Origin of the sequence: Streptomyces sp. M92, assembly GCF_028473745.1 — a bacterium.
Classification (GTDB): domain Bacteria; phylum Actinomycetota; class Actinomycetes; order Streptomycetales; family Streptomycetaceae; genus Streptomyces.
Genome location: NZ_CP101137.1, coordinates 606,740 through 630,687 on the forward strand (window position 1 = coordinate 606,740; position 23,948 = coordinate 630,687).

Below are 23,948 nucleotides of genomic sequence, written 5' to 3' on the forward strand. Positions count from 1 at the left end.
ATTCGGGCGGTTCGGGACCGGGGGAAGCCGGGATTCCGGGGGCGAGCGCGCGGAAGTACGGAGAGGCTCTGCATAATCTCTGGAGTTCGCGAGGGGAGTCGCGAGGGGAGGGACGAGCGCGTTGGAGCAGCGGGAACAGCCGGAACGGCAGGCAGAGGCGTCGCGGGAGCGAACCGCCTTTGGGCACTCGTGCCCGGAGTGCGGCGCGCCCAGGGAAGCGGACAACACGCCCGCCTGCGCCTGCGGAACGCGAGCGGCCGACGCCCTGCGCGACGCGCGTACGGCACAGGCGGCAGCGGCGGAGGACTTCGACCCGCTGCGGATACGTCCGTACGTCGAGCTCGACGGCACGGCCGGCCCGTCGCCGCGGGAGGCTTCTGCCGACGGGGTGCCGGAGGCCACGGTTCCGCAGGACGCGACGCCTCCGTCCGTACCCACTTCACCCGCCTCGGCCGCCGCACCGACCGCGCCGGACCCCGACGCCACCATGACGCTGCGCGCCGTCGGTGCCGGGCAGCCGCCGGCCGCGGCCGCGGAAGCCACCTCCGGGGCCACGGAGGCGACCTCGGTACTGCCCACGCCGCTGGCACCGTCGGCCGGCGCGCCCCGCGCGCACGACCTGCGCCTGTTCGAAACGCCGGCCGACTCGGCCAACGCGCCCGGCACGCCGGTGGAGCCCGGCGCGGACGGCACCGGCGGGCGGCGCGGGCGGCGCCGGGGCGTGCTGCTCAGTGCCGTGGGGGCGGTCGTGGTCGTGGTGGGCGCCGCCGGGTTCGCGAGCGGCCTGTTCGCCTACGAGTCGCCCTCGCGGGACGGCGCGCTGCCGGAGGAGGTCAGGGCGAGCGTGCCGGAGCCGTCGGCCAGTCCGGCGTCCACCGCTCCCGCGTCGGGCTCGCCGTCCGCCTCCGAGACCTCCGGGTCGCCGTCCCCGTCCGCGTCGGCGTCCACGAGCACCAGTCCGTCGCCCTCGCCGTCCGCGTCACGGTCGGCGTCCAGTGCCCCGCCGTCGCCGTCCCCGTCGGCCGAGACGTCACCGTCCGCCACGACCGCCCCTCCCGACGCGCCCGCCCAGGAGTCCGAGGACGACGACCGCGACCAGGGCCACGGCGGCGGCCCCACGCTGCACCGCGGCGACCGGGGCTCCGAGGTGGCCGAGCTGCAGCAGCGGCTGGCCCAGGTGCACCTCTACGGCGGCGACGTCAACGGCAACTACAACCACCAGGTCGAGGACGCGGTCCGGCGATACCAGTGGGCCCGCGGCATCCGCTCCGACGACTTCGGCGTCTACGGGCAGGACACCCGGCGCATGCTGGAGTCGGAGACGCGCGAGCCGTAGCCCGCGTGCGGCCGGGCACCGCGGGAGCGGTCCGACGGCCCGCCCCGGGGACGCCGTGCTCTCCGTACGGTAGCCGGGCTCACCGTACGGACGTCGCGTGCTTGCCGCACGGGAGGCCGTGCTCGCCGTACGGGACGCCGTTACTCGCCGTACGGACGTCGTGTGCCCGTCGTACGGACGTCGAGCTCACCGTACGGACGTCGTGTACTCGCCGCACGGAAGGCCGTGCTCGCCGCACGGGACCGCCGTGCTCGCCGTACGGACGTCGTGTGCCCGTCGTACGGACGTCGTGCTCACCGTACGGACGTCGTGTACTCGCCGCACGGAAGGCCGTGCTCGCCGTACGGGACGCCGCTACTCGCCGTACGGACGTCGTGTGCCCGTCGTACGGACGTCGTGCTCACCGTACGGACGTCGTGTACTCGCCGCACGGGAGGCCGTGCTCGCCGCACGGGACGTCCACAGCCGGCGCTCGTCGTACGACGGCCGACTCACCCGTCGTGGGGCGGCAGACGGCCACCGGCTGCGCGGCCATCCCCCGATGCGCAGTCGCGGACGGGGGCTGCCGCCGACCGCCACGGACGTGTGATCGGCCGTCGGCCGCGCAAGGACGGGTGGCCGGCCGCCGATTGTGCGGCCACCCGTCGATGATGACCAGCCGGTCCGCAGCCGGCCGTCAGCCGATGTGCAGCCGCAGCGAGCCGTCCGCGCCGGCCTGCACCCGTACCCGCGTCAGGTCCTCCACGACCACGTCCGGCCCGTGGAGACCGGCGCGCGGGCCGACGCCCACGACCCGCATCCCGGCGGCGCGGGCCGCGGCGATACCGGCGCCGGAGTCCTCGAAGGCGATGCAGTCGGCGGGCTCGACCCCCAGCTCGGCGGCGCCCTTGAGGAAGCCCTCGGGGTCCGGCTTGCTGGCGCCGACCGACTCGGCGGTGACCCGGACGTCCGGCTGGGCGAGCCCGGCGGCGGCCATCCGCGCGGTGGAAAGCGGCACGTCGGCCGAGGTCACCAGAGCGTGCGGCAGGCCGTGCAGCGAGGCCAGGAACTCCGGCGCGCCCGGGATGGCGACGACGCCCTCGGTGTCGGCGGTCTCCTCGGCGAGCATGCGCGCGTTGTCGGCGTGGTTCTGCTCCATGGGCCGGTCCGGCAGCAGCAGCGCCATGGAGGCGTAGCCCTGGCGGCCGTGGACGACCTTCATGACCTCGTCGCCGTCCAGCCCCTGCCGGTCGGCCCAGCGCCGCCAGACGCGCTCGACGGCGGCGTCCGAGTTGACGAGGGTGCCGTCCATGTCCAGCAGCAGGGCACGGGCGGTGAGAACGGTGGTGGCGGTGGCCGTCATCGGCAGACTCCAAAGCGCGGGGAGGAAACAAGGCGGCCCCGCCCGCCGGTCAGGGAGAACGGGCGGGAGCCACTTTGTTTCTCCACGGTACAAAACGGGTCGGGGGTCGCGCCACCGCCCCGCCGGAACGTTCACGAACCGTTCAGCCCGCGACCGCCTCCCACAGGCTCCACACACCCAGGCCCAGCATGAGCAGCGCGGCGATCTTGGTGATCAGCGCCAGCGGCACCCGCTTCATCAGGGCCTTGCCGCCGACGATGCCGAGCCCGGCCACCGCCCACAGCGCGAGCACCGCGCCGAGGCCGACGGAGAGCGGGTCGTCGTAGCGGGCCGCGAGGTTGGCGGTCATGATCTGCGTGAGGTCGCCGAACTCCGCGACCAGGATGAGCATGAAGCCCGCGCCGGAGACCTTCCAGAAGGACTGGTCCTCGGGCTTGCGGATCTCCTCGTCCTCGTCGTCCTTCTTCATCAGCAGCACGGCGGCGCCGCCCAGGAAGAGCACACCGGTGATCGCGTGCACGATCTGCTGCGGCAGCAGGGTCAGCACGCTGCCGGCCGCGACCGCGAGCACGACGTGCAGGAGGAAGGCGGCGGCCACGCCGGCGAAGACGTACGAGGCCCGGTAGCGGGTGCCGAGGACGAGTCCGGCGAGCGCGGTCTTGTCGGGCAGTTCGGCGAGGAAGACGACGCCGAAGACGACTGCCGTCACGGTCAGGCTGATCAAGGGATCCTCTATCGGTCGGGGCCGCCCCACCGAGAGTGCTGGTCCTTGCCGCTCCTGCGCTGCGGACACCTCGGCACGGCAGCACACGGATCGCCCCCGCCGTACGGCGCGGGCGTGCACTGCTTGCCGAAGGTCTCGCTGGCCGGCCTCGCGCACGAGACCTGCCTCCGGGCGCCGGCTCAGGCGAGCTGAGCAGTGTGTCGACGGTCCGGCGAAGAGCTACTCCCCTTCTGCGCCGTCCATAGTACGCGACGCCCGCGGGCCGGCCCGAGGGGCGAAAGTCCCGGGACGCTCCGTCACGAGTCCTGCCGCACCCGTAGACGTGCCATGCACACGTCACTAGCTTCTTACCGGCCGCACACCTGTGCGCCATGCGGCGTCGCGAGCATTCCCCTGCTCGCACCCCGACACCCCCACCCGCAAAGGGAGTTCGCATGCCGAAGTTCTACGCGCGTCGACGGCTCGGTTTCCTCGCCGCGTTCACCGGGCTCATAGCCTCGGCCGGGTTGCTCAACGGCCCGGCCGCCTCCGCCGCCCTCCCCACCCCGGTCAGCGCCGCCACCGCCCGCACCTACCTGGCCTCCCTCACCGTGGAGACCGAGAGCCGCACCGGCTACGACCGCGATCTCTTCCCGCACTGGATCTCCCAGTCCGGCAACTGCAACACCCGCGAGACCGTCCTCAAGCGCGACGGCTCGGGCGTCACCACCGACACCTCCTGCTATCCCACGCGCGGCAGCTGGTACTCCCCGTACGACGGCGCCACCTGGTCCGCCGCATCCGACGTCGACATCGACCACCTGGTCCCGCTCGCCGAGGCCTGGGACTCCGGCGCCGGCTCCTGGAGCACCTCCCGGCGCCAGTCCTTCGCCAACGACCTGACCCGCCCCCAGCTCCTCGCGGTCACCGACAACGTCAACCAGTCCAAGGGCGACCAGGACCCCGCCACCTGGATGCCGTCGCGCAGCGCCTACCGCTGCACGTACGTCCGCGCCTGGGTCCAGGTGAAGTACTACTACGACCTCTCGGTCGACTCCGCGGAGAAGTCGGCGCTGCGGAACCACCTCGCCAACTGCTGAACCGCCGTCCGCCGCGTGTCCGGCGCGTCTCCGGCGCGTTCGACGCGTGTCCGGCGCGTTCGACGCGTGTCCGGCGCGTTCGACGCGGAACCTCCCCGCAGGTCTCCGTCGTTCCGTACCGTACGGGGCGACGGAGGAGGGGATCACCATGGCCGGACTGCGCCTGGGACCACTGCTGAGATACACCGACGGCTCGTGCGCGACCGTGTGGGTCGAGAGCGACCGGCCGTGCACCACCGAGGTGCGCTGCGCCGACGGCGCCACGGGCACGAGCCGTACGTTCCAGATCGCGGGCCATCACTACGCGCTGGTCGCGGTGAGCGGCCTGACGCCCGGCACGGCGACCGAGTACGAGGTGCTCTTCGACGGCGCGCGCGTGTGGCCGCCGTCCGACTCCCGTTTACCGCCCTCCGTCATCGCCACGTCCCCGGCGGACGCGGGCACGCGCATCGCCTTCGGCTCCTGCCGCTGGGCCGCGCCCCCGGCCGGCGGCCACGATCCGGTGGGGCCGGACGCGCTGGACACCCTCTCCGCCCGCATCGCCGCCGACCCCGGGGCCGCGCGCCCCGACGTGCTGCTCCTGCTCGGCGACCAGGTCTACGCCGACGAGATCTCCGACGCCACGCGCCGCTGGATCGCCGGCCGGCGCGACCTCGCCGACCCTCCCGGCGACCAGGTCGCGGACTACGAGGAGTACACCCGCCTCTACTACGAGTCGTGGCTCGACCCGGAAGTGCGCTGGCTGCTGTCGACCGTGCCCAGCTGCATGATCTTCGACGACCACGACGTCATCGACGACTGGAACACCTCCGAGGCCTGGCTCGCCGACATGCGGGCCACCGACTGGTGGCGCGAGCGGCTGCTGAGCGGGCTGATGTCGTACTGGGTGTACCAGCAACTCGGCAACCTCTCCCACGCCGAGCTGGCCGCCGACCCCCTCTACGCGGCCGTCCGCGACACTCCCGACGGCACCGACGTGCTGCGCACGTTCGCCGCGCGGGCGGACGCGGACCCGGCCTCCGTCCGCTGGAGCTACCGGCGCGACTTCGGCCGCGTGCGGCTGCTGATGGTGGACTCCCGCGCGGCCCGCGTCCTGAAGGAGAACCGCCGCGCGATGCTCGACCCGGGCGAGGCCGCCTGGCTGCGCGAGCAGATCCTCGACGGACGGGGCGGCGGTGCGCAGGTGGGCACGGGCATGAGCGACCACGTGGAGGCGGACGCGGGTCAGCGTGCGGACGCGGACGGCCACGCCGAGGCGGAGGCGGACGGCCGCGTGGAGGCGGGCCTTGGCGCGGAGGCGGGCGCTGGCACCGGTGGGGCCGAGGGTGTGCGCGTCGGCGAGCCGGAGGGCGCGTACGACCACCTGCTGATCGGCACGTCCCTGCCCTGGCTGCTGCCCCACCTTGTGCACGACGTGGAGGCGTGGGACGCCGCGATGTGCGCCGGTGAACGGGGCGCGCGCTGGGCACGGCTCGGGGAGCGGATCCGGCGGGGCGCCGACCTGGAGCACTGGTCGGCCTTCCCGTCCTCCTTCGACGCCCTCGCGGACCTGATCGCCGAGGCCGGTACGGGGCCCGGGGCGCCCGCGACGGTGAGCGTGCTGTCGGGCGACGTCCACCACGCCTACGTGGCGGAACCGTCCTGGCCGGGGCGCGCACCCGACGCCCACGTCGCGCAGCTGACCTGCTCCCCCGTCCACAACTCCGTCCCGCTCTCCATCCGGCTCGGCTTCCGTTTCGGCTGGAGCGCCCTGGCGCGAGCCCTCGGGCGGCGCGTCGCCCGGCACGGACGCTGCGCGGCGCCGGCGGTCGGCTGGCGCAAAACCGGCGGCCCGTGGTTCGGCAACCAGATCATGACGCTGACGCTGCGGGGACGGACGGCCCGGCTGCGGCTCGAGCAGGCCCGGGCCGAACGCGACGGGACGACCGCGCTGCGGGTGATCACGGACCGGGAGCTGACGTAGGCCCGAGGCGGGGCCGGGTACGGATTCAGTCATGCCCACAGGCCTCCACCTGAGCGTGGGAGCGCTCCCACCTGCGGAGGGCGCCGCGGCAGGGCGGTGACCACCCGCCACGTTATGGCCAAATGTTGAACTTGCAAGTACTCGTTAGGGTCACCTAACGTGGGCAGCCCACTCGGTTCCGTCCCCACCGGCCCCTGTCCCGGGCCGGCCCGACCGAAGGAGCACCCCCCACATGTCCGGACGCCTCAACAGCGCCCAGCCCTATGCCCTCGGCCTGTTCCGCATGGTCGTCGGCCTGCTTTTCGCCTGCCACGGCGCCGCCTCCCTCTTCGGGGTCCTCGGCGGAGCGTCGGGCACCGGCGGCACGGTCGAGGCGGGCACCTGGCCCGGCTGGTACGCCGCCGTGATCCAGCTGGTCGGCGGCGGCCTCGTCCTGCTGGGCCTCGGCACCCGCGCCGCCGCGCTCGTCTCCTCGGGCTCCATGGCCTACGCGTACTTCAAGGTGCACCAGCCGGGCGCCCTGTGGCCGATGGAGAACGGCGGCGAGGCCTCGGCCATGTTCTGCTGGGCCTTCCTGCTGCTGGTCTTCACCGGCTCCGGCGCCTTCGGCCTCGACCGGCTCCTCACCCGGCGCGCGTCCGTGACGGAGAAGGCGGCCACGGAGCGGCAGACCCCGGTCGCGGCCTGATCCGCCGCCACGCCCCAGGAGTGTCCGGGGACGTGGCGACCTCCTCCCGGTGAACGTTCCGTGCCGAACACCCAAGCCCCCTGTGAACCGCCTGTCACACCCCCGGCGTACGCTGTATGGCTGTCATCGGCCGCTCCTGCCGTCCCCGCGTCCTGCGGCATGGCCCGGCCCACGGGGGAGTAACGGGAGTTGTGGTGGTCGAGAGTCTCGGAAGCATCGGTTCGCTGGTCAGCAGCCCATGGATCTATGTGCTGGTGGCCACTTCCGTACTCCTCGACATCTTCCTGCCGGTGCTGCCGAGCGGCGTCCTGGTGATCGCGGCGGCCACGGCGGCGGCAGCGGGCTCGGGCGCGGCGGCCGCCGGGCGGGTCCCGCAGGACGTGCCCGACATCCTGGTCCTGATCCTGTGCGCGGCGACCGCCTCCGTCCTCGGCGACCTGGCGGTCTACCGCCTCGCCTGGCGCGGCGGGCCGCGTCTGGACCGCGCGATCGCCCGTTCCCGCCGGCTGACCACGGCGCAGGAACGTCTCGGCGGGGCGCTCGCCCGAGGGGGCGGCGCCCTCGTCGTACTGGCCCGTTTCGCCCCCGCCGGCCGCTCGGTCGTCTCCCTCGTCGCCGGCACCGCGCACCGCCGGATCCGCGAGTTCCTCCCCTGGTCCGCCCTCGCCGGACTCGTCTGGGCCCTGTACAGCGTGGCCCTCGGCTACTTCGGCAGCCAGTGGCTGGGCGCGACCTGGCTGGCGACCGGGGTGTCCCTGGCGGCGCTCTTCGGCGCGGGCGCGGTGGCGGCGTACCTGATGCGCCGCCAGCCCGGGGCACCGGAGGCGTCGTAACGGACGCCGGTGCCGGGGTCGCGACGACCCACGGGGCGCGTCCGGGTCACGGGTCAGGGGACACGGGTCACGGGTCACGGGTCAGGGGACACGGGCCGAATCACAGGTCACGGGGCACGGGGCACGGAGCACGGGGCACGGGGCACAGACCACTGGTCACTTCAGTCACGGGTCACGAGGCCCGCCCGGCGCCGGCGCCTCCCCGTACCTCCAGGCCGGCGAGCAGCTCGGCCGTGGCGCCTGCGACGGCCTCCACGGCCCGTTCGAAAACCTCACGGTTGTGCGCGGCCGGTGCGCGGAAGCCTGAGACCTTGCGGACGTACTGCAGGGCGGCGGCCCTGATCTCGTCCTCGGTGGCCTCCTCGGGGAGCGCGGGCGGACGCAGTGTCTTGATGCTGCGGCACATGGCCTCAGTCTCCTCTCTTCAGGTCCACCCGCCAGTCGTTCGACCTGATCCAGTGGCCCTTCGGGTACTCGAAGTCGGCCTGGCCGAGCAGGGTGAAGCCGGCCCGTCGGCAGACCGCGTTGGAGGCGGCGTGGTCGATGCTCGGGAACGCGTGCAGATACCGGTGCGGACCGGCGTCACGGGCGGCCTCCGTCACGGCACGGGCGGCCCGCGCGGCCAGCCCCCGCCCCTGGAACTCGGGCAGCACCGCCCAGCCGGTCTCCCAGACCTCCGCGCCCCGCCAGGTCCGCTGCCAGTACCCGATCGAGCCGACGGTCTCGCCGCCGTCCGCCAGCGTGACCCGGTACATCCGCCCCGATGCCAACCCGAGGTAGCGCCCGTGCCGTACCGCGAGCTGCTCCTCGGTCTCCGGGCCGCCCAGGTGCACGGTCATTCCGGGGGCGTTGGTCCTGCGCAGCAGCCACAGATCCCCCTCCGCCCAGGGCACCAGGCACACCCGGTCCCCTTCACCGTCGGCCCGCTCTTCCACGCCGTCCATGTTCTCCACGGTAGGGCAGGGGTCTGACAGTGGGTCCCGGCGGCGGGGGCGCTCCTTTCGCGTGAACCACCGAAGGGAACGCGCGCCTCAAAATCGAACAGGCGTATCATTGGATCGTGGCTACGACCTATGACTTCCCCAGTGACCTCCTCGCCGGCCAGGAGGAACTGCATCAGGTCCGGGCCGAGCTGTCGGCCCTGCTCAAGAGACTCCCCTGGTCCGTCGAACCGCTCGACGGCTTCAGCGACGACAACGGCTGGCGCAAGGTCGAACGCCCGGCCTCGCCCGGCTGGTCCGCGGACGAACAGGCCGAGGTGGAGAAGCTCCGACAGCGCGAGCGCGAGCTCGCCGTGTTCGTCAGCACCCATCGCTACTGGTCGCAGATCACCGGCCCCGACCAGGTGACCGCCCGTTCGGAACTGAAACGCGCACACGCCATCCCGGCCCCCGAGACCTCGCCCGAGGACGCCTGACCGAAGGACGCCTGACCGAAGGACGCCTGACCGAAGGACGCCTGACCGAAGACGTCTGACCGAAGGACGCCTGACCGAAGACGCCTGAGAGGACCCCGCACCGGCAGGCACCCTGCGGAGCACGCTCAGCGGGCGCATGCGAAAGGCCCCCGGAGCATTCTCCGAGGGCCTCGCACCGACGACAGCGGCGCCGGTCCCGGTGGGCGCGGACGGTTTCGAACCGCCGACATCCTGCTTGTAAGGCAGGCGCTCTACCCCTGAGCTACGCACCCAGGACGAGTGGACAGCCTACATGGCACAGGGCGCTGCCCGGCAATCGCGGCTGGCGCCGGCCTCCCGCCTCTCCCGGCCGGGGGTTAACCCCACCCCCGATCCGGGAGTGGTCCGGATCCCGGCTGGGCTCCCCGCTCCATACGCTCGAAGAGCCTCGCCGCGCCGGGCCCCGCTCCGCGGACCCACCCGCGGCACCTCGCCGTCCGTCCTTGGGGGAGCCGTCATGTCCCGCCGTATCCTTCCGGCCCGCGCGTCGGTCCGCGCGCTCGCCGCCGCCGGTACCGTCGCCGTCCTCGTCGCGGGCCTCGGTGCCTGTACCTCCGCGGAGGACGACAAGGACCCTGACCACCGCACCTTCACCTTCCGGGGCGACACCCTCACCATCGACGCCGACGACTCCGGTCTGGAGGTCGTCGCCGCCGACGGCAATGCCGCCGGCAAGGTCGAGGTGACGCGGTGGTTCCAGGGCTCGGTCGTCCTCGGCTCCGACCCCGAGGTCACCTGGAGCATGGACGGCGACCGGCTCAAGCTCCGTACACACTGCTCGGGCGTGGTCGCCGACTGTGCCAGCAAGCACCGCGTGGAAGTGCCGCGCGGTGTCGCCGTCAAGGTGGAGTCCGATGACGGCAGCGTACGGGCGCAGGGCTTCCGGGACGCGCTGGAGATCCGTACGGCGGACGGGTCCGTCCGCGTCAGTGACACCACCGGGCCGCTGGAACTGCACAGCGACGACGGATCGCTGCGCGCGGAAGTCTCCTCGCGCCGCGTCGAGGCGTCCACCAAGGACGGCTCGGTCCGCCTCGATCTGCGCGCCGTCCCGGACCTGGTGGAGACCCGCAGCGACGACGGGTCCGTGAGCGTCACCCTGCCCCGCGATACGTACAAGGTGTCCGCCGAGAGCGACGACGGTTCGGTCGACGTGTCCGTGCCCCGGGAGGACACCAGCGCCCACGTGGTGAACGCGCGGACCCAGGACGGCAAAGTCACGGTCCGAACCGCGAACTGACCGGCCCGTGTGTTCGTCCCTAACGGGTGGGAGAATGAACCCGGGCAGGACGGACGACACGGGAGAGGGATGTGACGGCGACACCATCGCAGCCGAACTCGCCGATGGTGCCGCGTGCGCGGCACCTGCCTCACCACTCCGCCCGCCGCCGCACACCCGCCACGGTCCGTGACGTGCTCACCCTCGCGGGCCTGCCCGTTCTGGTCGTGCTCGCGCTGCCCGCCGCGTTCGCCGGAGGCGGCACGCGCCGCTGGTTCGGCGGGCGGGCCGAGAGTCAGCGGGCCGAGGCACAGGCAGCGAAGGACGACGCCGCGGCGGCCTTCTACGAGCTGGACACCGCGCAGCGGGACCTGCGGATCTCGGTGGAGACGATCGCGGCCGTCGACTCCTCCCCCGCCGCCCGGCGCGCGGTCGGCGACTTCGAGGCGCTCGGCCGGCGCATCGACGAGGTCAGCCACCAGTACATCAACGCCGTCGACTCCCACGACCTGGACCGGGACGACCTGGAGGCCTCGGCCGCCTCCCGCGCCCGCACCGATCTGACCGCCGCCAGGACCGAGCTCGGCCGCGTCAAACAGGAGCTGGACCGCTTCGCCCAAGGACTCGGCCCCCTGCTCGGCAAGGCCGAGACCCAACTGGCCCGGCTGGCGCCCGCCGTCGAGCGGGCCCGGCAGGCCCTGCTCGCCGCCTCCGACGCCCTGGACACCGCACGCGAGTCCCGGCTGAACGCGGACGACCTCGCCGCCCGGCTCGCCGCCCTGGGCCCGGAGCTGACCCGGCTGAGCCAGGGCGCCGGACAGCACGGCGTGCCCCAGACCCTGGATCGGGCCGAGCGGGTCACCCGGGAGGCCGAGTCGGTCCGCGCGGAAGCCGAGCGGCTGCCCGAACGAGCCGCCGAGACCGGCCACCGGCTGGTCTCCCTGCGCACCCGCGCCCAGGCTCTGACCACCCGAACCGAGCAGGTCGAACCGGTACTGAGCGAGCTGCGACGACGCTTCACCGCCGCCTGCTGGCAGGACCTGCAGCAGGTGCCCGACCAGGCCGCCGAGTCGGTCCGGCAGGCCGAACGGAAACTGGCCGAGGCCCAGCGCGCCCGCGACGAACAGCGCTGGCCGGACGCCACCGCCCTCCTGTCGACGGTACGGGCGCTGCTGAACGCGACCGACGAGGCGGTCTCGGCCGCCGGCGACCGCCTGCGGCAGCTGAACGCCGTGCAGAAGGACCCTCAGCAGGAGATCGAACGCACCCGTTTCGCCATCCGGGACGCCCAGCGCCTGGCCATGGCCGGCCGCAACACCCCGGACCCCCGTCACGCGCGCCCGCTGGACGACGCCGTGGCGCGGCTGGAACGGGCGATCACCACGCTGGAGGGCCGGCACCCCGACTACTGGCACTTCCTCACGGAGACCGAGGAGGTCCGGCAGACGGTGGCCCATGTGGTCTCCCAGATCCGTGAGGAGCGCGGCGCCGGTCACTGATCACCGACCGGCCGTCGGTGACCGTGCACGGCTCCTCCCGACCGGTTTTCCGGCTTCACCCGCCGACGCCTGCCGCCCGGCCGGTTAACCTGTGCCCATGCCTCGCTACGAGTACCGCTGCCGGAGCTGCGGCGACACCTTCGAACTGAGCCGTCCCATGGCCGAGTCCTCCGCTCCCGCCGCCTGCCCGGCGGGCCACGACGACACGGTGAAGCTGCTGTCGACGGTCGCGGTCGGCGGCTCCTCCACCGGGTCCGCTCCCGCCCCCGCGCCGGGTGGCGGAGGCGGTGGCGGCTGCTGCGGCGGAGGCTGCTGCGGCTGACCGGGCGGATCGCGCCTTCCGGCGCGTGTCTGGGCCGCCACCCCGCGAGCTGCCGGAGGCAGCCCGGTTCGGCTTCCCGTCGGCCTCCCTCAGCTGCCCAGGTAGCGCAGCACGGCCAGCACTCTGCGTGAATAGCCCTCCCCTCCGGTCAGTTCCAGCTTGTCGAAGATCGCGTTGGTGTGTTTCTCCACCGCGCTCTGCGAGATGTGCAGCCGCCGCGCGATCGCCGCGTTGGTGTGCCCCTGCGCCATCTCGGCCAGCACGTCCCGCTCCCGCGCGGTGAGCCGGGCGAGCAGGTCGGTGTGGGTCGTGCGGCCCAGCAGCTGCCGGACGACCTCCGGGTCGAAGGCCGCGCGTCCGGCGGCCACCCGCTCCAGCGCGTCCAGGAACTCGTCGATCTGGACCACGCGGTCCTTCAGCAGATACCCCACACCTTCGGTATCGCCGGTCAGCAGCTCCGTCGCGTACCGCTTCTCGACGTACTGGGAGAGCACCAGGACCCCCACTCCGGGCCAGCGCTCGCGTATCTCCAGTGCGGCGCGCAGGCCCTCGTCCGTGTGCGTGGGCGGCATCCGGACATCTGCGACGACCACGTCCGGCGGATCCTCGGCGACCGCCTTCAGCAGCAGCTCGGCGTTGCCCACGGCCGCGAGCACCTGGTGTCCTTCCTCCATCAGCAGCCGCACCAGGCCCTCCCTCAGCAGGGTCGAGTCCTCGGCGAGGATCAGCCGCATGGCAGCTCCGCGGCCACGAGGGTGGGACCGCCCGGCGGGCTGACCACGCTGAGGCTGCCGTCGAGGGCCGCGACACGTCGGGCGAGCCCGAACAGTCCGCTGCCCGCGGCGTTCGCCCCGCCGCAGCCGTCGTCCTGGACGCTCACGTACATCCGTTGCTCCTCAGCTCTGACAGCGACGCTTATCCGGGTGGGCGCCGCGTGCTTGACGGCGTTCGTGACAGCCTCGCAGACGACGAAGTAGGCGACGGTCGCCACGGCCTGCTCGGGTTCCTCGGCCACGTCGTACTCCACCCCCACCGGCACGGACGCCCGCTCGGCGACCGTCTCCAGGGCCGCGCGCAGCCCCGCCTCGTCCAACGTGGTCGGGTAGATCCGCCAGGCCACCTCGCGCAGCTCGTCCAGGGCGCGGCGGCTCTCGTCATGGGCCTGGGCCAGGAGCCGGTTGCGCCGGTCGGCGTCCTGACTGCGGCGGGCACGGCCGAGCAGCATGCCGAGTGCGACGAGGCGTTGTTGCACGCCGTCGTGCAGGTCACGTTCGATGCGGCGCCGTTCGTCGTTCACCGCGTCGACCACGGCCGCGCGGCTGGCGGACAGCTCGGCGATGCGCCGCTCCAGCTCCTCCTGGTGGCGGGGGCCGAGGAAGTGGCGCGCCAGCTGCCCCTCCAGTCCCACCACGCCGAATATTCCCTGCACGGCGAGGAACACGAGGAAGAAGCCGCCCAGGCTGCCGAGGACGAACGAACCGGGGTTGCGTATGCCGTCCAGCAGGAACCAGCCGTACATCCCGAAGGTGCCGTACCCGAGGCCGATCGCGGCCGTCAGCATCACCACGCCGCCCAGGACTCCCAGGGCCCAGTGGCAGGCCACGTACCGCAGGGCCCGCACGTCCTCGTGCGCGGGTGTGATGCGGAGGTCCAGCCACATCGCCAGCCGGGCCCGCTCCAGTCCCGCCAGTGTCCGCGCGCCCGCGAGGACCGGGCGGAGTACCGCACGGCGGGCGGTGGGCCAGGCGGCCACCGGCAGAAGTGCCGCGCCGGCCAGCAGGGCGAAGAGCAGCTCGACGGCGGCCGTGGCGGTCCCCATGATCAGGCCCACCCCGCACCGCACTACTCGTCGCGCCATGTTTCGCATGATCGCGAGGCTAGTCGGGCGCCTGCACGGCGCACACTGTGGAAAACCGCAATGTCCGCCTGCGGTACACCGCACACGATCGTGCGGACTTCCTCAGCCTCCCTTCAGCTGCGATTTTCTAGCGTGGTCGGCATGACAGCCATCGCAGCGCAGACGGCCGCGGACAGCGGTGCCGCACCGCAGTGGATCAACGACCTCATGGACGCGCTCGGCGCACCGGGCGCGGGTCTGGCCATCGCTCTGGAGAACCTCTTTCCTCCCCTGCCGAGCGAAGTGATCCTGCCCCTCGCCGGGTTCGCGGCGAGCTCCGGCCGGATGAACCTGATCGCCGTCCTGCTGTGGACGACGGCGGGTTCGGTCATCGGCGCGCTCGCCCTGTACGGGGTCGGCGCCCTGCTCGGCCGGGATCGCACGGTGGCGATAGCGGGCAAGCTGCCGCTGGTGAAGGTGTCGGACATAGAGAAGACGGAGGCGTGGTTCCAGAAGCACGGGACCAAGGCGGTCTTCTTCGGCCGGATGATCCCCATCTTCCGGAGTCTGATCTCCGTGCCGGCGGGCGTGGAGAGGATGCGGCTGCCCGTCTTCCTCACTCTGACCACGCTGGGCAGCGCGATCTGGAACACGGTGTTCGTACTCGCGGGCTACGCCCTGGGTGACAACTGGTCCGAGGTGTCGGACATCGCCTCCACCTATTCGAAGGTGATCCTCGCGCTTGCCGCCCTGGCGCTGCTGGTCTTCATCGGCATGCGTCTGATGCGGCCCGGCGGCGGACAGCGCAGGCGGGGCCGCGGACGCGACGCAGGACGGGAGATACGTCCGCCGGCCGACGACGACGGCCACCCCGGCACCGGAGGTGGTGCCGGGGGCCGTGACGGCGGCGTCAGCGAGCCGGATCCGCCGCGCGGAGGAACTCCCGGAGAATCCGCTCACCGGCCAGCACACCGCGCTCGGGCAAGGCGCTGATCGCCGGCGCCGTCCAGTCGGAGTCGGCCAGCTCGCCGTGGCCGGGGCGCCACCCCCGGTCGGCGGCGAGCAGCAGGTCGGCGTCGAGGAGGGAGTCGCCGGCGGCGAGGGTGAGGTCGGCGCCGGTGCGGCGGGCGACCTCGCGCACGGCGGCGCTCTTGGTGAGCGGCTTGGGGACGGCGTAGATCTTGCGGCCCTGGAGGGAGACGGTCCAGCCCCGGTTCTCGGCCCACACGGCGAGTTCCTTCACCCAGTCCTCGGGAAGCAGTTCGCGCTCGACCACGAGGTAGGCGAAGAGGTCTTCGGCGACCCGGTGCTTGCGGACCCACAGAGGGTCGGCCGTGTTCGTCAGGTGGTCGCGGATCTCGGCCAGTGAGGCGCATTCGTCGGCCAGCCGTGCGGTCACCCGCGCGTGCCAGTCGGGGTCGGAGACGCCGTCCACCAGCAGGTGGCCGCCGTTGGCGCAGATCGCGTACCGGGCGGGCGGACCGGGGAGGTTGATGCGCTGGTACTGCGCGCGGGTGCGGGTGGTCGTCGGCACGAAGACCGCCGCGTCGCCGAGTTCGGTCAGCAGTCCGGCGGCCGTCTCGGTCATATAGGAGAGGGGTTTGCTCTGGTAGACCTCGACGCACAGCAGCCGGGGTGCCCGCAGGTCGGGCATGGTCAGCCCGAGCGCGGCGGCGGAGTAGATGAGCGTGCGGTCGAGGTCGCTCGCGACGAGCACCGGCATCAGAGCGCCACCGCCTTGCCGTCGGCGCCGGTCGCGCCCCGCGTGTACTTGGGGTGGATCAGACCGACGCAGGTGTAGGGGAGGTCGGCGACCTCTTCGACGGGTACGCCCCGCTGCTCCGCCAGGAGGCGTACGTGGTCCAGGTCGGCGCCGGCGCCGGCTCGGGCGAGCACCTTCCACGGGACTCGTCGCAGCATGACGCGGGTGGTCTCACCGACGCCGGGCTTGACGAGGTTGACGTCGTGGATGCCGTACTCCTCGCTGATCCGCTCGACGGCGGCCCAGCCCTCCCAGGTGGGGCTGCGGTCGGCGGACAGGAGGTCCTTGGCCTGGGCGTCGACCGCGTCGGCGACGTCCGGGAAGCGGGCGGTGACGGCGTCGAGGAAGGCCGTCGACAGGTCGGCGCCGGCGAGTTCGCGGTAGAACTTCGCGCCGTGGAAGTCGTGCTGGCCGACGAGGTCGGCGCGGAGCACGGTGCGGGATATCAGGCCGGAGACGGTGGAGTTGAGGCAGGCGGAGGGGATGAGGAAGTCGTCCCGGGTGCCGTAGGTGCGTACGCAGGAACCGGGATCGGCCAGCACCGCGATCTCGGGGTCGAAGCCGGTGATGCCGTCGGTGGACTCGAAGTCGCGCAGGGCGGCGGCGAGTTCTCGGGTGATGGCGCCCTTGCCGGTCCAGCCGTCGACGAAGACGACGTCGGCGGGGTCGTGGCGGTCGGCCAGCCAGCGCAGTGCGTTGGCGTCGATGCCCCGGCCCCGGACGATCGACACCGCGTAGTGAGGGAGGTCGAGACCATGGCGGTACTGCGCCCAGCGGCGCATCAGGATTCCGACGGGTGTGCCCGCGCGGGCGAGGGACACCAGGACGGGGCGGGGGGACCGCTCCGTGAGCACGATCTCGGTGACGGCGCCGGCGGCTCGGGCCAGGCGGGCGGCGGACGTCGCCAGCGCCGCGTGGAACAGCTCCTGGTACTGCTCGCTGGGCTGGTACTCCACCGGCAGCGACTCCGCGTAGTGGGCGCCGCCGCTCTGGATGGCCTCCTCGCGCTCCTCGGTCGGGGCTTCCAGCGTCACGTCCGAGAGGTCCTGGAGCAGCCAGCCGACCTCGTCGGGGTCGTACGAGGAGAAGTCGGGGCCGCGCAGGGGCTCGGGCAGCATGGGGGGCCTTTCGGGAGCGTGCGAGGCATGCGGGGCTCGCGGGACGTACGACGGGACCACGGCCAGCAGGACGTGCGCGGAGTGGGCGGCGAGCCGGGCCAGCAGTCCGTCGTGCGCGTGGAGTGCGGGGGTGTCGGCGGCCGAGTCGACGACGGCGACGACGGTGTCGAATCCGGCGCCCGCGACGTTGTAGGCGTAGCGCTCGCCGGGGCCGTCGGCCGGATCGTCGTGCGCGGGGAAGACCAGGCGGGTGCGTATCGCGTAGCCGGGGTCGTCCACGGCGAGGACGGGCGAGCGGGTGGTGGTCGAGTAGCGCACGTCGGCCTCGACCGTGACCTCGAGCTCGCGGGCCAGGCGCAGGGGGGCGTACATCAGCTCTTCGAAGCCGAGGACGAGCACCCGCCGGGCGCCGGCGGGCAGCGCTTCGGCGATCCGGCCGGCCATGCCGGGCAGCGCCGCCTCCAGCCGTTCCCGGTGGGCGGGCGTGAACCCGTGCCGTCCGCCGTCCGGCACGCCCGCGGGCCAGTGCAGGTCGACGCGTGCGACGGTCCCGTCGGGAGAGACGGGGGCCGGGGCGGGCGACTCCGGCCCAGCGGCGCCGTGTGCGGAAGCTCCCGCACGGTCCGGGGCGGGTGCGGTGGCACCGGAGCCGGAGCCGAGGCCGGCCGCCTCGTCGCGGGCGGACCTCGCGAGTCCGGGTTTCTCGGCGCCCCGGCTTTCACCGGCCTGCCCGGCGGCGAGCGCCTCGTACCGGGCGACCAGTTCCTGCCCCTGCTGGAGGACGTCGTCCGGCAGCCGGACCGTGCCGGAGGCGGCCGTCACCAGGTCCACGCGGGCGCCGATCTCCCGGGCGAAATCCTCCAGCCGGTCCGCGTCGGCGGGCGAGCGCATGTCGACCAGGGCCACGACGACGTACCGCTTGCGGGGGTAGCGCTCGTGCAGGGCGCGGACGGTGTTGAGGACCGTGTTGCCGGTGGAGAACTCGTCGTCGACGAGGACCAGCGGCCCGTCCCCGGCGAGCAGCGCCGGGTCCTCGGGCAGCAGCAGGTGGGAGGTCGCGTGCGAGTGGGATTCCTCGAAGCCGCCCGCGCGCGCCGCCCCCGCGACCGGGCGGCGGGTGGAATGCAGGTACGGGGCGGTGCCGAGACCGTCGGCGACCGAGTGGCCGAGGCCGGTGGCGGTCTCCGCGTAGCCGAGGACGACGGCGCGCCCGGCGGCCTCGGCACCGAGCAGGTCGCGGACGCGGCGGCCGAGTGCGACGCCGTGGCCGTGGACGACGGAGGGCGACTGCGGGACGTGCTTGCCGAGCACGTTGGAGACGAGCAGGTGCGCCCGCTTGGGGTTGCGGCGCAGGGCGAGTCCCAGCAGGGCGGGCAGTGTGTCGTCACCGGTGAGTTCGACGCCGAGCCGCTCGGCGACCCAGCTGCCGGACCAGACTCCGGCGCGCTCGTCGGCGCGCGCCCTCTCGGTCATGTACTCGTGCCTCCCGTTGTCCACCGCGGTGTGGGCGGCCCTGGCGTCGGTCATGGATTCCTTGCGTTCGGTCGGACGGGATGTTCGGTCGGACGGGCGCCCTGCCGGACGGGCGTTCGGTCAAGCGGGGTGTTCAGTCGGACAGGCCGGCGGCGAGCAGTTCCACGAAGCCGATGTCCTCGTTGGCCACCCCGAAGACCTCGGCGCGCAGCAGCGTCCGCTCGGCCCAGGCACGGTGGGGCTTCACCTCGTTCATCTTGTTGGTGTACGCCGACCTCAGTACACCCCCGCCGCAGCGTTCCGGCCGCAGGATGTCCTGGGCGTCGCTGAACTCCTCGTGGCTGACCACGGACAGCGCGTGCACGGGCAGGACGTGCGAGGGGTGGATGCAGGTCTTGCCGAGGAGACCGTTGGCGCGGTCCAGGGAGATTTCCCGCAGCAGGCCGTCCATGGCGTGTTCGATGAGTTTCGAGCGCAGTTCCACGGCCTGCCCTTCGAGGAAGGGGCTCTGCCGCAGCTGCGGCTTGAACATCCTCTCCTGGACGCGGAAGTACTCCCACACCGGTCCGGTGACGGTGAATCCGGTGCCGTCGGCCCTGGCCAGCATGTTCACCACGTCGGCGATCACGGAGGCGACGATCTGGACGTCGTACGCCGTCATGTCGGGGCCCCTGCGCAGCCCGTAGGAGGAGCAGAAGTCGGTCACACCGAGGCGCAGGGCGAGCACACGGTCGCGGTACTTGTCGACCGCGCGGAAGATGCCTTCCAGGGTCTGCACGCGGGTCTCGCGGTACAGCAGGTCGGGCGACTCCAGCACGGGCATGGCGAAGAGCCGGTGCCCGGTGGCGGCCTCGGCGGCGGAGAGGGCTTCCAGGAAGGGTATGCCGCGTGTCTCGGTGAACTTCGGCAGTACGAATCCGGACAGCAGCCGGACCGCCGGCCCGAGGCGCCGTACGAGGTCGGGTATCTGCTCGGGGGCGCGAACCCGGACGAACAGCAGGGGAACGTCGGCGTCGGAACGTTTCTCCAGGTCGTTGAGCCGGCGGACGAGGTTCTCCTCGCCGACCGGTACGTCGGCGTCGTCGATCGAGTCCTCCAGGCACAGCACCATGGACACCACGCCCCGAGCGGCCTGCTTGAGGATGTCCTCGTCGAGTCTGGGCCGGGTGGCCGGGCTGTAGAGCGTCGCGCCCAGGGCCGCGGACAGCAGCCGGGCCGGGGAGTCCGCGGTGAAGGTGCAGGGCTCCTGATGGAAGAGACGCTTCCGCACTTCAGGGGCGATCTGTCCGAAATGACGCATGAATACTCCCCCGCGGTGTCTGGGCGACCTGTGAACTGTCCAAGGTGGCCGGTAATAGTACGTAGGTGACCATGTCGGCGGTTCCCACCGGGCATGAATTCCAGGTAACCCGGCCGTGTCGGCGACGGCGACCCGGGCAGCGCGGACACGACCCGAGTACCCGCCCCCACGTTGTCGTGACCAGGACCGAGAAGGCAGGATGACGGCATGACGCACGCGATGCTGAAGGGGTCGAACGTCCCGCTGCAAGCCACCACGGTACGCGCCGTGCTGCGCTGGGCTCCCGGGCAGGGGGTCCCCGACGTCGATGCCTCCGCACTGCTGCTGGGGCCGGACGACCGCGTGCGCTCCGACGAGGACTTCGTCTTCTACAACCAGCCCAGGCATCCCTCCGGCCAGGTCTGGCGGCTCGGCAAGAAGCGGGTCGCCGAGGGGCTGACCGACACGATCCAGACAGACCTGACCGGGGTCGAGGCCTCGGTGGGCCGGATCCTGCTGGTCGCCTCGGCCGACGGCGTCGCCTTCGACCGGGTCACCTCGCTGCGCATCCTGCTGTACGACGCCGCGGCCGGTGACGCGGAGCCGCTGGCCCACTTCGACGTCAAGCCGGAGACGGGCCAGGAGACGGCGCTGATCTGCGGCGAGCTCTACCGGCGCGGGGAGGGCTGGAAGTTCCGGGCGCTGGGCGAGGGATATTCGAACGGGCTCAAGGGCCTGGCGACCGACTTCGGCATCTCGGTGGACGAGTCGGAAGGGGCGGACGACCCGGTGTCGGCGCCCCGGCCGGAGACGTCCCCGCACCCGCCCGCCCAGCCGTCCGCTCCCGCCCAGCCGTCCGCTCCCGCGGCGCCGGCCGTCGGTTCCGAGGAGCCGACGACGGTCCAGCCCCTCCCGGAGGTCTCCCGCCCGCTGCCCCCGGAGCAGCCCGCGGGGGTCCCGGCGCAGCCCGCGTACGGCTACCCGCAGCAGCCGCCGCCGGTTCAGCCCGCCTACGGCTACCCGCAGCCCGCTGCCCGGCCCTCGTACGGGTATCCGCAGGCTCCCGCGGCGGCGGGGGTCACCGGCGCGCAGTCCGGCTACGGTTATCCGCCGCCGGTGTCCGGGACGCCCGACCCGGACTTCCGGCTGCCGCCGCAGGGGCCGCAGTTCGTCGGACGGTAGGCGGCCGTCCCACCGGTCATCTCACCGGCCGTCCCGCCGGCCCCTCACCGACCCGTTCCGCATCCGCATCCGCAGCCGGCTCCGGCTCCGGGCACCGCAGCCGGTTTCTACCGCTCCGCCTTGCTCTTGTGCCCCCGGCCCCACTGCAGTCCCCATCCGTAGAGCCGGTCCAGCTCCCCCTGGAAGCCGTACACGAACTTCACCTCGCGGCGGACGAGGATCTCGTCCTTGACGTTCTCGATCATCACCACGGCACAGGAGCGGGCCTGGGGGTGACGCTCGTCGAGGCCGATCTCGATGCGGGGCCCGTTGCTCGGGTAGAGCGTCACGATGGCGTGGGTGCGGTCGAAGGCCGGCGTCTGGTCGTAGATGTAGGCGAAGAGCAGCAGCCGCTTGATGGCGTCCTTGTGGTCCAGGTTGACGTAGATCGTCTCGCCGGAGGCCGAGCCGAACCGGTCGTCGCCGCTGAGCTTGACGTACGGCGGCCCGTTGACGTCGCCCAGGAAGCCGCCGAGCGGCTGGACGACGCCCCGGGTGCCGTCCTTGAGTTCGTAGAGGCAGCCGAGGTCGAGGTCGACGTTGACCATGCTCTGGCTGTGGCCCACGACCTCGGGGGGCTTGAGCGCCTTGAAGGGGTGGCGCAGCAGGCTCTCGCGCTGGGCACCCATGATGTCCGAGGTCCGCATCCGCCAGGAGAGGTTGATGCGGAGGTTGCCGGTCGCCGCGCCCTGCTTGGTCAGGGAGACCTGGCTGTGCCGTTTGGTCAGCTGGATGGAGTTGGTCGCCGCGCTGCCCGAGTCGAACTCGGACTCGCGCCCGCGCCACAGACCGTCCAAGAAGCCCATTCCCGCCCCCACCTTCACTCGCACCGGCCGCGGACCGCCGACGGGGCGGCCCCGAGGAGTCGTCCTCGTCGGCCGCCCCGTCGAGAGCGTTCCTCACCCGGGCCGTGTTCACACCAGAGGTGCGGGCGCACCGGGGGCGAACCCGGCCCGGGAACAGAAGGTTTTCACACCCCGGAGGAGACCTCCGCCTTCTCCTTGCCGCCTTCTCCCCCGGCCGCGGCGAGCCGCTTGTTGCGGCGCACGGAGGACCAGAAGGAGGCACCGATGAGGACGACGCCGATCATGCCGGTGATGAACTCGTTGATCTCGTACTGGATGGTGACCAGGAGGACGACCGCCAGGGCGCCGATGGCGTAGTGGGCGCCGTGCTCCAGGTAGACGTAGTCGTCGAGGGTGCCCTCGCGGACCAGGTAGACCGTGAGCGAACGGACGTACATGGCGCCGATGCCGAGGCCGAGGGCCATCAGGACGATGTCGTTGGTGATGGCGAAGGCGCCGATGACGCCGTCGAACGAGAAGGACGCGTCCAGGACCTCGAGGTAGAGGAACATGAAGAACGCGGCCTTGCCGGCCAGCTTGACGGCGGACTTGGGCTTGCCCGCGCGTTCGGCCGCCTCTTCCTCCTCGTGCTCGCGCTCCTCCTCTTCCTCGAGCTTGTCCTCGAAGAAGCCGGAGAGACCGCCGACGATCAGGTAGGTGATCAGACCGGCGATGCCGGAGAGCAGGACCGTCTCCGCCTTGTCGGCGTGGGTGCCGCCGTGCTGGTGGGCGTGGGCGCCGAAGGTGATCGCGGAGATCAGCAGCACGATCAGGGCGATGCAGACCGACAGCATGTCGACCTTGCCGAGCTTGGCCAGCGGGCGCTCCAGCCAGCCGAGCCACTTGATGTCCCGGTCCTCGAAGATGAAGTCGAGGAAGATCATCAGGAGGAACATGCCACCGAAGGCGGCGATCGACGGATGCGCGTCCGTCACCAGTTCCTGGTAGCGGTCCTTGTCGGTCAGGGCGAGGTCGACGGCCTCGATCGGGCCGAGGGACGCGCTGACCGCGACGATGACGACCGGGAAGACCAGGCGCATGCCGAAGACGGCGATCAGGATGCCGATGGTGAGGAAGATCTTCTGCCAGAAGGCATTCATCTTCTTCAGGATCCCGGCGTTGACCACCGCGTTGTCGAAGGACAGCGAGATCTCCAGGATGGAAAGGATCGCCACGATGCCGAAGGCGGCCCACCCCCCGTAGAAGATCGCGGCCACCAGGCCGAGCGCGGTGACCGCGAACGACCACCCGAAGGTTTTCAGAACCACTGGCTACCCAATCGTGTTTGTACGGGGCTCCCCCGCGCCGTACGCGGCTTTACGAAACGTTGACTCCGAAGTCTAGGGCGATGCCGCGGAGCCCCGACGCGTACCCCTGCCCGACCGCACGGAACTTCCACTCCCCCTGGTAGCGGTAGAGCTCGCCGAAGATCATCGCGGTCTCCGTGGAGGCGTCCTCGCTGAGGTCGTAGCGGGCCAGTTCCTGGCCGTCGGCCTGGTTGACGACCCGGATGAAGGCGTTGCTGACCTGGCCGAAGGTCTGGCCGCGCTCGTCGGCCATGTGGATCGAGACCGGGAAGACGATTTTGTCGCACCGCTCGGGCACCGTCGCGAGGTCGACGATCACCGACTCGTCGTCACCGTCGCCCTCGCCGGTGAGGTTGTCGCCGGTGTGCTCGATGGAGCCGTCCGGGCTCTTGAGCTGGTTGTAGAAGACGAACCACTCGTCGCCGAGCACCCGACCGCTGCTGCACGCCAGCGCGCTGGCGTCGAGGTCGAAGGGTGCTCCGGTGGTGGAGCGCGCGTCCCAGCCGAGTCCGACCAGGACCTGTGTCAGGTTCGGTGCGGCCTTGGACAGGGAGACGTTGCCTCCCTTGGCAAGCGTGACGCCCATGTTGCTGTCCCCTCCCCGGGTGATGGTTCCTGGTGTTCCTGCGCGTCCGGCGCCGCACG

Annotated in this window: 23 protein-coding genes and 1 tRNA gene; 11 read left to right on the forward strand and 13 right to left on the reverse strand. The window is 72.3% G+C overall.

Annotated elements, in window-relative coordinates:
• Positions 1-121: 121 nt before the first annotated feature.
• Positions 122-1,336, forward strand: a complete 1,215-nt coding sequence (locus M6G08_RS02800) for a peptidoglycan-binding domain-containing protein (RefSeq protein ID WP_272585595.1) — start codon at positions 122-124, stop codon at positions 1,334-1,336.
• Between the two features lie 676 nt (positions 1,337-2,012).
• Here M6G08_RS02800 and M6G08_RS02805 read toward each other — a convergent pair.
• The gene (locus M6G08_RS02805; protein ID WP_272585596.1) at positions 2,013-2,678 is read right to left on the reverse strand and encodes an HAD-IA family hydrolase; all 666 of its coding nucleotides are present in this window, start codon (positions 2,676-2,678) and stop codon (positions 2,013-2,015) included.
• Positions 2,679-2,820: 142 nt separating this feature from the next.
• Positions 2,821-3,402, reverse strand: coding sequence for a TMEM165/GDT1 family protein (locus M6G08_RS02810; protein ID WP_073722673.1), 582 nt, complete (start codon positions 3,400-3,402; stop codon positions 2,821-2,823).
• 434 nt (positions 3,403-3,836) lie between these two features.
• On the opposite strand from M6G08_RS02810, the gene M6G08_RS02815 reads away from it, so the two are divergent.
• The 4 genes from M6G08_RS02815 to M6G08_RS02830 all read left to right on the forward strand — a co-directional run bounded on the left by M6G08_RS02815 (position 3,837) and on the right by M6G08_RS02830 (position 7,965).
• Positions 3,837-4,481: an HNH endonuclease family protein gene (locus M6G08_RS02815; RefSeq protein ID WP_272585598.1), complete on the forward strand. Its 645-nt coding sequence runs from the start codon at positions 3,837-3,839 to the stop codon at positions 4,479-4,481.
• Positions 4,482-4,629: 148 nt separating this feature from the next.
• Complete coding sequence (locus M6G08_RS02820) at positions 4,630-6,444, forward strand: DUF7800 domain-containing protein (RefSeq protein ID WP_272585599.1); 1,815 nt, start codon at positions 4,630-4,632, stop codon at positions 6,442-6,444.
• Between the two features lie 232 nt (positions 6,445-6,676).
• Positions 6,677-7,132: a DoxX family protein gene (locus tag M6G08_RS02825; protein WP_272585600.1), complete on the forward strand. Its 456-nt coding sequence runs from the start codon at positions 6,677-6,679 to the stop codon at positions 7,130-7,132.
• 194 nt (positions 7,133-7,326) lie between these two features.
• Complete coding sequence (locus tag M6G08_RS02830; protein ID WP_272585601.1) at positions 7,327-7,965, forward strand: DedA family protein; 639 nt, start codon at positions 7,327-7,329, stop codon at positions 7,963-7,965.
• A 172-nt stretch (positions 7,966-8,137) separates the two neighbouring features.
• Here M6G08_RS02830 and M6G08_RS02835 read toward each other — a convergent pair whose 3' ends face one another.
• Positions 8,138-8,371, reverse strand: coding sequence for a DUF2277 domain-containing protein (locus tag M6G08_RS02835; RefSeq protein WP_272585602.1), 234 nt, complete (start codon positions 8,369-8,371; stop codon positions 8,138-8,140).
• 4 nt (positions 8,372-8,375) lie between these two features.
• Positions 8,376-8,909 carry a GNAT family N-acetyltransferase gene (locus tag M6G08_RS02840; protein ID WP_272585603.1) on the reverse strand — a complete coding sequence of 178 codons (534 nt, stop codon included), beginning with the start codon at positions 8,907-8,909 and terminating at the stop codon, positions 8,376-8,378.
• 116 nt (positions 8,910-9,025) lie between these two features.
• On the opposite strand from M6G08_RS02840, the gene M6G08_RS02845 reads away from it, so the two are divergent.
• The gene (locus tag M6G08_RS02845; RefSeq protein ID WP_272585604.1) at positions 9,026-9,382 is read left to right on the forward strand and encodes a DUF8825 domain-containing protein; all 357 of its coding nucleotides are present in this window, start codon (positions 9,026-9,028) and stop codon (positions 9,380-9,382) included.
• A 200-nt stretch (positions 9,383-9,582) separates the two neighbouring features.
• Here M6G08_RS02845 and M6G08_RS02850 read toward each other — a convergent pair.
• Positions 9,583-9,654 (reverse strand) — tRNA-Val (locus M6G08_RS02850).
• Between the two features lie 224 nt (positions 9,655-9,878).
• On the opposite strand from M6G08_RS02850, the gene M6G08_RS02855 reads away from it, so the two are divergent.
• From M6G08_RS02855 to M6G08_RS02865, 3 genes are all read left to right on the forward strand, one after another.
• Positions 9,879-10,661, forward strand: a complete 783-nt coding sequence (locus M6G08_RS02855) for a DUF4097 family beta strand repeat-containing protein (RefSeq protein WP_272585605.1) — start codon at positions 9,879-9,881, stop codon at positions 10,659-10,661.
• A gap of 71 nt (positions 10,662-10,732) precedes the next feature.
• On the forward strand, positions 10,733-12,139 hold the full coding sequence (locus M6G08_RS02860; RefSeq protein ID WP_272585606.1) for a coiled-coil domain-containing protein: 1,407 nt from the start codon (positions 10,733-10,735) through the stop codon (positions 12,137-12,139).
• 97 nt (positions 12,140-12,236) lie between these two features.
• Positions 12,237-12,461: an FmdB family zinc ribbon protein gene (locus M6G08_RS02865; protein WP_073723898.1), complete on the forward strand. Its 225-nt coding sequence runs from the start codon at positions 12,237-12,239 to the stop codon at positions 12,459-12,461.
• 89 nt (positions 12,462-12,550) lie between these two features.
• Here M6G08_RS02865 and M6G08_RS02870 read toward each other — a convergent pair whose 3' ends face one another.
• Positions 12,551-13,195, reverse strand: coding sequence for a response regulator transcription factor (locus tag M6G08_RS02870; RefSeq protein WP_272585607.1), 645 nt, complete (start codon positions 13,193-13,195; stop codon positions 12,551-12,553).
• Positions 13,186-14,328 carry a sensor histidine kinase gene (locus M6G08_RS02875; RefSeq protein ID WP_272585608.1) on the reverse strand — a complete coding sequence of 381 codons (1,143 nt, stop codon included), beginning with the start codon at positions 14,326-14,328 and terminating at the stop codon, positions 13,186-13,188. The genes M6G08_RS02870 and M6G08_RS02875 overlap by 10 nt, the downstream gene beginning before the upstream one ends.
• A gap of 132 nt (positions 14,329-14,460) precedes the next feature.
• Between M6G08_RS02875 and M6G08_RS02880 the strand changes: the two genes are divergently transcribed.
• Positions 14,461-15,291 carry a DedA family protein gene (locus M6G08_RS02880; RefSeq protein ID WP_272585609.1) on the forward strand — a complete coding sequence of 277 codons (831 nt, stop codon included), beginning with the start codon at positions 14,461-14,463 and terminating at the stop codon, positions 15,289-15,291.
• On the opposite strand, the gene M6G08_RS02885 is transcribed toward M6G08_RS02880, so the two are convergent.
• The 3 genes from M6G08_RS02885 to M6G08_RS02895 form a co-directional block, all read right to left on the reverse strand.
• Positions 15,209-16,021 (reverse strand): HAD family hydrolase, encoded by an 813-nt coding sequence (locus M6G08_RS02885; protein ID WP_272585610.1) that lies wholly within the window; start codon positions 16,019-16,021, stop codon positions 15,209-15,211. The two genes, M6G08_RS02880 and M6G08_RS02885, sit on opposite strands and share 83 nt — an antisense overlap.
• Positions 16,021-18,651 carry a phosphoribosyltransferase gene (locus M6G08_RS02890; RefSeq protein WP_272591239.1) on the reverse strand — a complete coding sequence of 877 codons (2,631 nt, stop codon included), beginning with the start codon at positions 18,649-18,651 and terminating at the stop codon, positions 16,021-16,023. The genes M6G08_RS02885 and M6G08_RS02890 overlap by 1 nt, the downstream gene beginning before the upstream one ends.
• A gap of 133 nt (positions 18,652-18,784) precedes the next feature.
• Entirely contained in the window at positions 18,785-19,951 is a 1,167-nt protein-coding gene (locus tag M6G08_RS02895; protein ID WP_272585611.1) for an HpcH/HpaI aldolase/citrate lyase family protein, read from the reverse strand.
• A gap of 207 nt (positions 19,952-20,158) precedes the next feature.
• Here M6G08_RS02895 and M6G08_RS02900 point away from each other — a divergent pair, with 207 nt between their 5' ends.
• On the forward strand, positions 20,159-21,112 hold the full coding sequence (locus M6G08_RS02900) for a TerD family protein (protein WP_272585612.1): 954 nt from the start codon (positions 20,159-20,161) through the stop codon (positions 21,110-21,112).
• A gap of 107 nt (positions 21,113-21,219) precedes the next feature.
• Here the strand turns inward: M6G08_RS02900 and M6G08_RS02905 are convergent, their stop codons facing one another.
• From M6G08_RS02905 to M6G08_RS02915, 3 genes are all read right to left on the reverse strand, one after another.
• Positions 21,220-21,957, reverse strand: coding sequence for a TerD family protein (locus tag M6G08_RS02905; RefSeq protein WP_272585613.1), 738 nt, complete (start codon positions 21,955-21,957; stop codon positions 21,220-21,222).
• A 164-nt stretch (positions 21,958-22,121) separates the two neighbouring features.
• Positions 22,122-23,264, reverse strand: a complete 1,143-nt coding sequence (locus tag M6G08_RS02910; protein ID WP_272585614.1) for a DUF475 domain-containing protein — start codon at positions 23,262-23,264, stop codon at positions 22,122-22,124.
• Between the two features lie 49 nt (positions 23,265-23,313).
• Positions 23,314-23,889, reverse strand: coding sequence for a TerD family protein (locus M6G08_RS02915; protein ID WP_272585615.1), 576 nt, complete (start codon positions 23,887-23,889; stop codon positions 23,314-23,316).
• Positions 23,890-23,948: the final 59 nt, after the last annotated feature.